General features: G+C 53.2%; 12 protein-coding genes and 1 pseudogene. 3 read left to right on the top strand and 10 right to left on the bottom strand.

Features of this window, described 5'->3' with window-relative positions:
- Positions 1-235, top strand: a pseudogene (locus B3729_RS13575) (hypothetical protein); the annotation flags it as partial.
- Between the two features lie 72 nt (positions 236-307).
- Here the strand turns inward: B3729_RS13575 and B3729_RS13570 are convergent.
- From B3729_RS13570 to B3729_RS13525, 10 genes are all read right to left on the bottom strand, one after another.
- Positions 308-877: a cold-shock protein gene (locus B3729_RS13570; RefSeq protein ID WP_286788150.1), complete on the bottom strand. Its 570-nt coding sequence runs from the start codon at positions 875-877 to the stop codon at positions 308-310.
- 35 nt (positions 878-912) lie between these two features.
- The gene (locus B3729_RS13565; protein WP_286788149.1) at positions 913-1209 is read right to left on the bottom strand and encodes a hypothetical protein; all 297 of its coding nucleotides are present in this window, start codon (positions 1207-1209) and stop codon (positions 913-915) included.
- 26 nt (positions 1210-1235) lie between these two features.
- Positions 1236-1535, bottom strand: coding sequence for a hypothetical protein (locus B3729_RS13560; protein WP_286788148.1), 300 nt, complete (start codon positions 1533-1535; stop codon positions 1236-1238).
- Positions 1536-1736: 201 nt separating this feature from the next.
- Complete coding sequence (locus B3729_RS13555) at positions 1737-3044, bottom strand: hypothetical protein (protein ID WP_286788147.1); 1308 nt, start codon at positions 3042-3044, stop codon at positions 1737-1739.
- A 149-nt stretch (positions 3045-3193) separates the two neighbouring features.
- The gene (locus B3729_RS13550; protein ID WP_286788146.1) at positions 3194-3661 is read right to left on the bottom strand and encodes a DUF411 domain-containing protein; all 468 of its coding nucleotides are present in this window, start codon (positions 3659-3661) and stop codon (positions 3194-3196) included.
- 41 nt (positions 3662-3702) lie between these two features.
- Positions 3703-4641: a copper homeostasis membrane protein CopD gene (copD, locus tag B3729_RS13545; RefSeq protein WP_286788145.1), complete on the bottom strand. Its 939-nt coding sequence runs from the start codon at positions 4639-4641 to the stop codon at positions 3703-3705.
- A gap of 4 nt (positions 4642-4645) precedes the next feature.
- Positions 4646-5026 carry a copper homeostasis periplasmic binding protein CopC gene (copC, locus tag B3729_RS13540; RefSeq protein ID WP_286788144.1) on the bottom strand — a complete coding sequence of 127 codons (381 nt, stop codon included), beginning with the start codon at positions 5024-5026 and terminating at the stop codon, positions 4646-4648.
- A 101-nt stretch (positions 5027-5127) separates the two neighbouring features.
- Positions 5128-6186 (bottom strand): copper resistance protein B, encoded by a 1059-nt coding sequence (locus B3729_RS13535; RefSeq protein ID WP_414704026.1) that lies wholly within the window; start codon positions 6184-6186, stop codon positions 5128-5130.
- Between the two features lie 10 nt (positions 6187-6196).
- The gene (locus B3729_RS13530) at positions 6197-8098 is read right to left on the bottom strand and encodes a copper resistance system multicopper oxidase (protein WP_286788143.1); all 1902 of its coding nucleotides are present in this window, start codon (positions 8096-8098) and stop codon (positions 6197-6199) included.
- Positions 8099-8272: 174 nt separating this feature from the next.
- Positions 8273-8473, bottom strand: coding sequence for a co-regulatory protein PtrA N-terminal domain-containing protein (locus B3729_RS13525; RefSeq protein ID WP_073450633.1), 201 nt, complete (start codon positions 8471-8473; stop codon positions 8273-8275).
- Positions 8474-8803: 330 nt separating this feature from the next.
- Between B3729_RS13525 and B3729_RS13520 the strand changes: the two genes are divergently transcribed.
- Together B3729_RS13520 and B3729_RS13515 are read left to right on the top strand one after the other, a co-directional pair.
- Positions 8804-9493 carry a heavy metal response regulator transcription factor gene (locus B3729_RS13520; protein WP_019365347.1) on the top strand — a complete coding sequence of 230 codons (690 nt, stop codon included), beginning with the start codon at positions 8804-8806 and terminating at the stop codon, positions 9491-9493.
- Positions 9486-10895, top strand: a complete 1410-nt coding sequence (locus tag B3729_RS13515) for a heavy metal sensor histidine kinase (RefSeq protein ID WP_239382983.1) — start codon at positions 9486-9488, stop codon at positions 10893-10895. Before B3729_RS13520 ends, B3729_RS13515 begins: the two co-directional genes overlap by 8 nt.
- The last annotated feature ends 173 nt before the right edge of the window (positions 10896-11068 follow it).

The raw sequence follows: 11068 nt of genomic DNA, 5'->3' as shown, positions 1-11068 counted from the left end.
CATGGACAAGCTCCAGCAGTCCGTGGCGCTGGCCAAGAGCAACGGCGCCAATGGCACGCCGGCGACCTTTGTCGTGGATAACAAGACCGGGCAGCGCATCCTGTTGGGCGGCGCACAGCCTATGGAAGCCTTCCTGTCGGTGATGCGTCGTCTGCAGAGGCAGGACGAGGAGGGGGGCAAGGATCCAAAGGCTACCGGCGCAATCGCACAACCTCTAGCCAATGGCGCCAGCTAGTAAGCCCCTGTTAGCTGACGTCGAGCCGACCGCCTCCAACGCTGTCGGCTTTTTTGTATCTGCACGCTTGGATTAGCCCAGCAGTCGGGTAATGGCATCAAGCAGTGGCTTGAGCCGGGCTGACAGCGTTGGATGGCGTACCAGGTATCTGGCAAGGGGAGGTGATACCCGATAGTAACCCCTGACCAACAAACGTCCTGCTCTCGAAGGCAGGAGAGCTCGATCCCTGAATTGCCTGAGACGGACCACCTCTGGTGCGTCATAGTCTCCATAGATCGCCGTCGCGATAAAGCAGGGGCCGTCTGATCTGAAATCCCTGTAGGTTTCTGCACAGAAGGGACACACCGTATGGGTGACTGACCCCTGAAAGGTGATTAGCCTGGGCACCATCTTCTTCTTGCAGTAGGGGCACGTAACGCGGTCATCCTGTTTGATCTGGGACTTGAGTCTGGCGAGGATGACGACAGATGTTGCTCGTGGTCCTTTCGGCCCGTTGTGGCTCTCAAAGCTCACGATATCGGCGTTGGCCGGCAGGTCTGCGCCTTGAACATCCCTAACGCTGAAATAATGATCGACGCCCTCATCCGAGCAGATGAAGCCGTACCCCTTTTCCCTTGAAAACCATTTGATCTTGCCCTGCACCCTGAACCCTCTGGCAAATTTGGGAGAGGACGACGTTACGGCTGCGCGCCCTTGATCACAACGTATGTGCCCGCAATAAGGCCCAGCAGGCCGCCCGTAAACCCGGCGCTATGCCACGTCACCAGTGAGCCTTCGCTAGGATAGACATTGGAGACGACAAGGCCGATCAGGCCGAGTGCTATAGCAAGGACCGCGGCGAAGCCAAGGACGAAGCAGAGATTGCCTCGCACCTCGGCCCTGCGTTCAAGCTCAAGACAGCGAGCAACCTCCTCAGCCGTAGCATCACCGGCTGCCCATTTGGCGCGTAGTGTACGCAGCTCCTGGTACAACATGGTTGCTCCCCTGTCTCGCCTTCAGGTCAAATCCACTCGTACAGTGGCAGGTCCGGCTGAGGCAAACCTGATGCCTCCAGCATAACCCAAAAGGACGTCTGCTGATCCTGACTCCAACGTCTGAGATCGAGCAAACACTGTGGAATGTCCTCATCCAGATCCATTTCGCTCACATCTAGAATAAGGCCGTATTTGTACACTGCACAGCGGCACCAGGGATTGTCGTCGCCTTCAGCTTCAAGCCGGTTGGCAACCTCCTCGGTCAGGTGATGAAGTGCAATCAACGGGACAGAAAGCATTTCGTACGAGGGCGTTTTAGTGCTCATATCGACTCCTTTAAGGTCTTAACATCCTTGATGCAGGATGTAGAGGTAGCGCGGCTCGTTAATACGCCACTCTCTATTTTCCCACGACTTTTGGTTATGCAAGTCCCGGCGGGCAAATAATGGTAATTAGCCATCGCCTGTGAAAAATGATCATTCCTTATGTCGCAATTTCGCCACGGCCCGCACACCTTCCTCATGCCTTCAACACGTAAACAGATCCAGCTGGCCATGTTTGTCAGCGCATTTAGCCGCCATCGGTATGTCCTCTTTTTTCTGGCTCAACAGATTAAGCCGTTCGATCAGCGCCAGCGGGTCGTGCAGGACCGCTATCAGGTCGAATCGCCAGATCTGGTTGCTGAGCCTGAGCATGCGCGACCATTCAGCATGGCCGCCCTTGCTTAACGATACGGTGCCGAGTCCTAACAGATAGTGAACGGCTGACGAGGGCGCAGCGTCGAGCGAGACGCGGTTCAGGGCGTGGTCAAGCTCAAGGGACAGGAACAGCTCAAGGCCTTCCTCGTCGATGGCGAACTCGTCGGTAGTCACGACATCAGTCACAAGCTCACCCTGGCGCGTCACGGTGAGCGATTCAGCGCCAGCCACCGCATGATCAAGACTACGCAGCCCGTCGAAAAGAGAGCCGTAAAATTCGTCGCACAGGACGGCCTCGGCGCGAAAAGCGACATCCTTCTCGGTCCATGTGGGCAGGTTCGAGATATCGGGTATCGGATAGCGCGCGTCCTGCTCGTAGATCTCCAGATAAGTCCGCAACGCCATAAACGGCTTGTGATAGCCATAGCGGCCCCACAACATGTCGATGGCTACGATCTGGCGCATGGAAAGAACTGTGAAGCGTGGTTTGATACCCAGCTGGCGCGCGCTTTCCTCTTCCTGAATCTGAATGGTAAGGATCAGGCGCAGGAGCTCAAGCGTATACGCAGGGCTGTAGGCATTGGGACTGATCTTGATGCGGCCTGTACGCTCGTCTACCTGCCGGCTTAGCCAGCAACGGGCAGAGGGATCGAAGTGCCGGGCCTTCATGTACGAGCGCAGGTCATTCAGCGGCTTGAGCCAGCTGTACTCGCCGCCTTGCTTGGCAATCATGTTCTCGGCTGAGGCATCGCTGGTAACACGCAGGCACGTCCAGCAGCCCGTTCTGGCGCCACAACCGGGACGGCGGCGTGCATCGGCTCCGCTCAAGTACGAAAGAACCATGCAATCACCCCCGTTCATGTCGCGGTACACTTCGACCAGCGCATCAAAATTGTCGTAGCAGCGGATCTGTCCTGAGCGCACCTGGCCCAGATAGGCAAAGATGTCGTCGGTGGTGAAGTCGGCGATAGGGGACAGCACCCAATTTTCACCGCCCTCGCTGGCCGCAAGGTTTACCGGAGCAATCGCGTCTTCGTTTCGCTCAGCCATGCGGCGTGCGCGCTCGACGCTCTCCTCACGGCTAACCCAATTCAGGTCAAGAGAAAAAAGTGTTACGTCCTTGTGAGCAGAGGACAAACCGGAGGTAACACTCTTGGAGTCTATTGGATAGAGACGTGAGGATAATATCTCTCTCCAACAGCAGTAGTGTTACATCCTGCAGGTAGGCAATCAGACAATGTCTGTTGAAAAGGCAAGGAGCGGTTAAGAAGGACTGGGGTAAAATCTTATTTCTGTGGATACTGCGCGACAATCAGCTCAGTGCCTTGCTGGGTGAGACCAAGCACTTGATACGGCTGTTGCTGAGCCTCGTACTCCATACCAGGCGAACCGACTACCATGCCCGGAACCGCCATTCCAGCCAGATCACTGCGTTTAGCCAGTTCTTTTACCTGTTCTGCTGGTACATGACCTTCAACAAACTTTCCATTCACGACAGCTGTATGGCAGGACGCCAGGTTCGGCGTTACGCCTAAACGCTCCTTAACCGCACTCATATTGGTTTCGACATGGTCATGCACCTCAAAGCCATTGGCTTGCATGTGCTTGACCCAGCTCTTGCAACAGCCACAGTTAGCATCGCGATAAACATCAATACTTAGCTGCTCTCCTGCATGGCTAAAGGCCGGAAATAAAGGAAGCGCGATGCTAGCGACCAACATCAGGTTCGCTAAACGGACACGTGTGTTTTTCATGATACTGCTCCGGTTGATTTTCATGAGCCCATAGCGAGAAGCTACTCCATGGCCATTTCTATCTCAGGACTCAAGGTACCCAACCAGGCAACCAGTCCAAGGATCAAAATGGCAGCGCCTATTTCCATAAAAAGACTACGACGCAGGGCTGTTACAGCCTGTTGATGCTGATAATGCTGAATGGAACGCTCAAGCAAAGGGCTCAGGCGAAAGCGATTGGCAGCTGCAAGTACCAGCATCAAGGCGAACAAGGCCAGCTTTGCAAGAAGAAGTTGTCCATAGAGGCTGGATAACAGGCCATCAAGCGTAGGGCCAACGATGAGTCCATAGTTGATTACCCCCGTTATCGAGAGCGTTACGACAATAACGGTTCCGGTGGTAGCAAAGCCGTTCAACACGCGACTAAGCAGATGCATATGCTCAGACGCTACAAGGCTTCCTGGGCGTAGTAGCAGGCCAAAGGCCGCCAATGCTCCTAGCCAGGCACCTGCTCCAACAAGATGGAAGATGTCGCTCGTAAAGTGAACATAGCGACGGGTGCCTTCATCCATTGCGCCATGTCCCGCCCAGGCAAGCGTAGCTAGGGCTACTGCCCCAAACAGGCTAACAAGCCCAAGGCACGCCAACGGCCAGCGCCTAAGTAGTAGGGCTGCCAGCAAGGCTAGGACCAGCGCGGCGATTCTGATAATCCAGGTAAAACCGACATCAGTACCTGTGATGATCATTTCAAATACATGCCGCTCCAGCTCCATGAACTGCGAGACGCCGCTCATGGACTTCGCCAGGACCAGCATGGCAAGCAAGGACAGCATGATTCCAAGTACTGCTGTCCCTGTAATGAGCGACTCGAACCGTAACGCTGTACCAGCTAGGCGCTCCCCTCCACGCAAGGCATAAAGACTAAAAAGGGGTAAGCCAAACAGCAGCATGAGGTCAGCGTAGAGCGCAAACCGAACAGCAATATTGATCCAGTCGCCCATGGCATCACTTCACTTTGAAAACAACACTACCCGTGATGGGATGGGTGTCAGAAGACACTGCGCGCCAGTCAACCTTGTAGGTGCCTGCCACCAAAGGCTTTGCCGGGATAATAACCATAACCTGGGGATCATTACTGCCAGAGACTTTGGCCTCTATATTCATGGGCGGATGCTTCATGCCTGGCATTTCAGTCATGGTGAGTTTTGCACCTGAAAACTGGGTAGAAAGCTTTTCCGAAAATTTGAGCTCTATGTTCGCAGGGGAGGACACCTCGGCATTGGCTGCCGGGGTTGATGCAACAAGCTCAGGGTGAGCCTGGGCCAGGCTGCTCAGCAGCAAGCCAGACGTCATCGCTACACTGCCAAAAAGGGTACGTACAGACATGCAAGGCTCCTTACAGATAGGACTGTATAGTGAGTTAAAGACACTGTTTTCTGGAACAACTTAAGTGATCGCTCAATCGCTAAACAGGCGATACCGAACCGCTAGAACCACATACGGACACCTGCGACAAAGCGAGCTTCGCTCCTGTCCTCGCCTTCCTCTCGGGCATAGTCGGCCGTGTTTCCATAGGTACGGTTCCACGTCACGCCAATGTAGGGCGCAAACTCCCGGCGGATTTCATAACGAAGCCTGATTCCGATCTCAGTATCAGAGAGACCTGAGCCGATACCGCGGGCAGGATCGTTTTTTCCGTAGAAATTGGCTTCGGCAGTTGGTTGAAGTATCAGGCGGTTGGTCAGCAATATGTCGTAATCGCCTTCGAGGCGGGCGGCGGTCTGTCCATTTTCACCAATGAAAGCCGTGGCCTCTGCTTCAAAGTTATAGAGAGCCATTCCCTGTATGCCAAAAGTAGCCCACGTCTGTGGAGAGCCAGGTTTGAAATCCTGCCGGATACCACCTACTACATCCCACCAGGGACCAATAGCATGGCCCCATAAGGCCTGTACTTCTGCTTCTTCCGTTTTGCCATTGGTTCGCTCACCTTCAGAGCGAATCCATAAGCGATCAATATCACCGCCTATCCAGCCTTGAGCATCCCAGCTTAGGGCGTTGCCTTCATCAGCATCCTGCCACTCAAGCTGATCGAGCAGCAAAAAGGTATTAAGAGCCTTATCGTGTACAGCGTGGCCATCAGAGTCGATGAAGACTGCTGCGCGATCAGCGTCTGTTAACTCAGGAATAGGCGTGCGGCTCTGAGTCACTTTCTCCTGTCCCATAGTCTGCATCTGGCTATGATCCATACCTTGCATCTGGCTATGATCCATACCCTGCATCTGGCTATGATCCATACCCTGCATCTGGCTATGATCCATACCCTGCATCTGGCTATGGTCCATACCTTGCATCTGGCTATGGTCCATACCCTGCATCTGGCTATGGTCCATACCTTGCATCTGGCTATGGTCCATACCCTGCATTTGGCTGTGATCCATGCCCTGCATCTGAGCTTCTGCCGCCAAGGCTACAGGTATCTGCGCAGCGCCCAGCATTACAGAGAGGGCGCCGGCCAGCGTGTTCTTTGATCCAATCAGGTGCGACATATCGATATCCTCATTCTTCCACACGGACTTCACGGAACATGCCCATTTCCATGTGGTACAGGAGGTGGCAGTGATAGGCCCATCGCCCGAGGGCATCTGCTGTCACACGATAGCTGCGCCTTGATCCAGGAGGCATATCGATGGTGTGTTTACGCACCATGAAGTTACCGCTCTCATCTTCCAAGTCGCTCCACATTCCATGAAGGTGGATGGGATGCGTCATCATGGTGTCGTTCACCAATACGATCCTTACACGCTCACCATATTTGAGGCGAACAGGCTCTGCGTCCGAGAACTTCACACCGTTAAAGGACCAGGCAAATTTTTCCATGTGTCCGGTAAGATGCAGTTCGATGGTCCGGCTGGGATCACGGCCATCTGGATCAGGAAAGGTGCTTCTGAGATCGGCATAGGTCAGAACACGACGGCCATTGTTTCGAAGCCCCAGACCTGGGTCGTCGAGTTTTGGGCTGGTGCTCATTGCCTGCATGTCCACGAGGGGATTGTTTTGCTCGGAAGCGGGATGGGACTGCATAGCTCCCATTCCAGCCATACCGCCCATTGAGGACATGCCCTGCATTTGGCTATGGTCCATGCCTTGCATTTGGCTGTGATCCATTGCCTGCATCTGCCCACCTTCCATACCGGTCATGCCCTTCATACCCTGCATCTGACTATGATCCATACCCTGCATGGACTGGCTGCCACTCATGGTAGACATGCCCTGCATTGAATCCTGAGTCATGCCCTGCATTTGGCTATGATCCATTCCCCCCATACTTCCATGGTCCATCCCACCCATCCCCATATCATCCATGGTGACAAGAGGGCGAAGATCAAGAGGGGGGACGGGCGCTGATAAACCCTCACTAACCGCCAGGGTGCCTCGGGCAAAACCAGTGCGGTCCATGGACTGAGCAAAAAGGGTATAGGCCTCCTGGGTAGGCTCAACAATCACGTCGTAGGTCTCGGCGACAGCAATTCTTAGCTCATCAACGGAAACCGGATTCACATAAAGCCCATCAGCAGCCACAACCGTCATCTTTAGGCCCGGAATCCGAAGATCAAAGTACGTCATGGACGAGCCATTTATGAACCGTAGTCGTAAACGCTCACCCGGTCGGAAGACACCTGTCCAGTTATCATCCGGCGCTTTGCCGTTTAGCAAGTAGGTGTAGGTATAACCACTGACGTCGGCCAGATCCGTGGGGTTCATCTTCATCTCGGCCCACATCTTGCGATCAGCCATGGTTGCAGACCAACCTTTCTCACTGACGTCGTTGATGAAGTCGCCTACGGTGCGCTTGTTAAAGTTGTAGTAGTCCGCCTGCTTCTTGAGCTTTTTCATCAAGCGGACAGGATCCTCGTCGGTCCAGTCGGTCAGCATCACCACATAGTCACGATCGTAGGTAAAAGGCTCAGGGTCCTTGGCATCAATGACCAACGGCCCATATACCCCTGACTGCTCTTGGAAACCGGAATGACTGTGATACCAGTAGGTACCGTTCTGCTTGACCTTGAACCTGTAGACATACATGCCATCGGGCTCGATGCCATGAAAACTAAGCCCTGGTACGCCATCCATGTTGGCCGGCAGGATAATGCCGTGCCAGTGGATGGAGGTTGTATCCTTCAAGCGATTTCGGACTCGAAGCGTCACCGTATCACCCTCACGCCAGCGCAGCAGAGGGCCTGGCAGCCCACCATTGATGGTCATGGCGGGTTTCGATTTACCGGCGATAATGACTGGCGTCTCTCCGATCAGGAGGTCAAACTCAGTACCGGTCAATACATTCGGCACGCCAGGACTTGTGATCGCCCAAACTGGGTTACGCCACAAGCCCAGTCCACCCAGTAGGCCTCCGGCGGCCATACCCTTTACGAACGTTCGCCTTGAAGTTTTGGATTGCATGCCGTGTGTCCAATCAGTCATTGAGTCAGAGCCGTTATGAAAGGAAGGTGTACAGGGCAAGGCAGACATTACCAGCCCTTATGTCAACGCTTACCAGCCTACAAGCGCAACGAAAATGCCATATTTGAGTAAGCCGCATGATTACATTTCTGTAAGGTTGGCCTGCTCAAGCGCTTAGCAGTGCGAGTGCTTCCTGGTCTCCTTATCCTCCGCGACTATGGTGGCTGCTTTGGACTCCTGAGTTTGCATGGCAGCGACCGATGCTTCACGAGCCTGAGCCATACGGTCAAAGACATGATCACCACCGCTTTCGGCCATAGCCAAAGAGGAGAGCATTAGTGCAGAAGCAATAAAGAATGATTTAACAGCGTTCATTTTCAGTACCCTCATGTGATTAAGTATTCCCTGTTCGCCTCTAGGTAATCGCAGGGAAAGCGTTAAGCTCGGGATAACCTTAATCACTCAAGCCTGTCGGCAGGATGAAGTGAAAATTACAGTTTAGTCAGCTGGGGGAAAACGCTGGGCGTCCCTGTCAAGAACTCAATAGGATTGCTTTGAGCGGCCTGCAGACCTTGCTGTAACAAACATTGACACTAGACGAGCAACCTGACTGCAACCTTAGCGGCACATTACATTTCTGTAAGGTTCTCGTCAGCTCCACTACGCTAGAGGCACAATCCTCTTTTCTACCTGGGGTACTGTCGTATGAAAATCCTTATTGCTGAGGACGAACCCAAGATAGGAATGTACTTACAGCGAGGACTAGGCGAGGCAGGCTTTACCGTTGACCGCGTGACCTCTGGTACCGAGGCACTCCAACAGGCGCTGGGCGAGGCTTATGATCTATTGATTCTGGACATCATGATGCCTGGTCTTGATGGCTGGGAGGTACTCAAGGTACTGCGCGCGGCTGGCAAAAGTGTACCAGTGCTTTACCTGACGGCTCGGGATCAGGTTGAAGACCGAGTCAAGGGACTTGAACTGGGCGCAGATGACTATTTGATCAAACCGTTTGCCTTTTCCGAATTACTTGCGCGTGTCAGAACGCTGTTACGTCGGAGTACTAGCGCACCAACCCAGACCCAGATGAGCATTGCCGACCTTGAGGTCGACCTTATGAAACGCAGGGCATTTCGGGGTGGAAAACGCATCGATCTGACGTCCAAGGAATTTGCGCTGCTTGAGCTTCTCTTGCGTAGACGGGGTGAGGTCCTGCCTAAATCGCTGATTGCATCCCAGGTCTGGGACATGAATTTTGATAGCGATACAAATGTCATCGAGGTAGCCGTGCGGCGTCTACGGGCAAAGATTGACGACGGCTTTGACGTCAAGCTTATTCATACTTCACGAGGTATGGGCTATATGCTTGAAGGACCGGAAGAAGACAATGGGTAGGCAGCCCTCATTAACAGCCCGCATCAGCTTGATGTTTATGCTGGTCGTTGCAATAGTCCTTACTGCAGCTGGGCTCATTTTCACCCACCTCAGCCATAAGCACTTCCAGATGATGGATCAGATGGCTCTGGAGGAGAAACTGCACGCCGCTGAAAATACGCTTAAGACCTTATCGAGCGTGGCAGATATCGGGCTTTTACACCCTCAACTAAAAGCCCTTTTAAGCGCTCATGAGGAACTCGTGGCCGTTATCCAGGATCATGCTGGAAATGAGCTGTTTGCAAGCTCAAGCCAGCGAACTATTCCCGCACAATTCAGCTCAGAAAAAGCAGGGCAAATCTGGGAATGGCATGATCAGGAGCATATGTTTCGTGGTCTTACCGATCATGTCACCCTACCAGAAGAGCCGCCCCTCACCATTATGGTTGCGCTTGATGTAACCATGCACATGACCTTTTTTGAGTCCTTGCAAAAGTGGTTCTGGATCGGATTGGTGTGCAGTGCGCTGATTAGCGCCGCATTGGGCTGGGTAGTTGTACGCAAAGGACTTCGACCGATTGGACAGGTAGCCAGGGTTGCAGCATCTGTATCAGCCAAATCGTTAAAGGCACGCATTCCCCTGGCGCCTGTTCCGTATGAGTTGCAGGAGTTGGTGTCATCGTTCAATGCCATGCTTGATAGATTGGATGACTCATTTGTTCGACTGTCCAACTTCTCCGCTGATATCGCACACGAGCTACGTACGCCTGTAGCGAATCTAACAACGCATACCGAGGTTATCCTTTCCCGCAAGCGGGACATTGAAGACTATGAGGAAAATCTCTACTCAAATCTTGATGATCTCAAACGTATGGCTCGCATGATCGATGACATGCTGTTCCTGGCCAAAGCAGACAATGGATTGATCATTCCAGCCCACCAGAACGTAGATCTACGCGAAACGGCGGAAAAGCTTGCGGAGTATTATCAGCTGCTTGCCGATGAAAAGGACATCAAGTTGGTCGTTGAGGGCTATGGTTCAATCAAAGGGGATATCCTGATGATCCATAGGGCTATCTCAAACCTGCTCTCAAACGCGCTGCGCTATACCCCTGAGAGAGAAACTATCAAGGTAGAGATCAGGGAAGATAGTGCCTACGTGGTTCTGACGGTAAAAAACCCAGGCTCAGCCATTGAGCCCGAACACCTCGACAAGTTGTTTGACCGGTTCTACCGGGCAGATCCTGCACGGCGAGAGGGCAGTCCACATAATGCAGGTCTAGGACTCGCGATTACCCGTTCCATCGTTGAAGCCCATCATGGGCGTGCAGGATGTACCTCGACAGGAGGAATAAATCAGTTCTTCTTCGAGTTTCCAAAAGCTGTAGAGTGCACATACTCAAAGACACATTTGGCGCAATAATTTTGCAAAACGCATAGAGCGATTAAGTCTGGTCCTGGAAGCATTGTGAGTTGTCTAAGATTTGGCTAACATCTGAGAGTGAATGTATTTATAAGGTTTTGCCTACTCTTGGTGCTTAGTCTAACGCTTCCCATGGCCGGGACGGCGGGCGCGGCATTTGTAGCTGAACCTTG

This window comes from Pseudomonas sp. UBA3149 (genome assembly GCF_002364655.1).
Taxonomy (GTDB): Bacteria; Pseudomonadota; Gammaproteobacteria; order Pseudomonadales; family Pseudomonadaceae; genus Chryseomonas; species Chryseomonas luteola.
The sequence above is the reverse complement of the archived record's forward strand: the minus strand, read 5'-3'. Positions and strand labels throughout refer to the sequence as shown.

What these genes read in the sequence shown, in the direction of transcription:
- B3729_RS13530 (WP_286788143.1), bottom strand. Translation starts at nt 8,098, where the DNA reads ATGCAATCCAAAACTTCAAGGCGAACGTTCGTAAAGGGTATGGCCGCC.
- B3729_RS13515 (WP_239382983.1), top strand. Translation starts at nt 9,486, where the DNA reads ATGGGTAGGCAGCCCTCATTAACAGCCCGCATCAGCTTGATGTTTATG.
- B3729_RS13550 (WP_286788146.1), bottom strand. Translation starts at nt 3,661, where the DNA reads ATGAAAAACACACGTGTCCGTTTAGCGAACCTGATGTTGGTCGCTAGC.
- B3729_RS13525 (WP_073450633.1), bottom strand. Translation starts at nt 8,473, where the DNA reads ATGAACGCTGTTAAATCATTCTTTATTGCTTCTGCACTAATGCTCTCC.
- copD (WP_286788145.1), bottom strand. Translation starts at nt 4,641, where the DNA reads ATGGGCGACTGGATCAATATTGCTGTTCGGTTTGCGCTCTACGCTGAC.
- B3729_RS13565 (WP_286788149.1), bottom strand. Translation starts at nt 1,209, where the DNA reads ATGTTGTACCAGGAGCTGCGTACACTACGCGCCAAATGGGCAGCCGGT.
- B3729_RS13520 (WP_019365347.1), top strand. Translation starts at nt 8,804, where the DNA reads ATGAAAATCCTTATTGCTGAGGACGAACCCAAGATAGGAATGTACTTA.
- B3729_RS13560 (WP_286788148.1), bottom strand. Translation starts at nt 1,535, where the DNA reads ATGAGCACTAAAACGCCCTCGTACGAAATGCTTTCTGTCCCGTTGATT.
- B3729_RS13535 (WP_414704026.1), bottom strand. Translation starts at nt 6,186, where the DNA reads ATGTCGCACCTGATTGGATCAAAGAACACGCTGGCCGGCGCCCTCTCT.
- copC (WP_286788144.1), bottom strand. Translation starts at nt 5,026, where the DNA reads ATGTCTGTACGTACCCTTTTTGGCAGTGTAGCGATGACGTCTGGCTTG.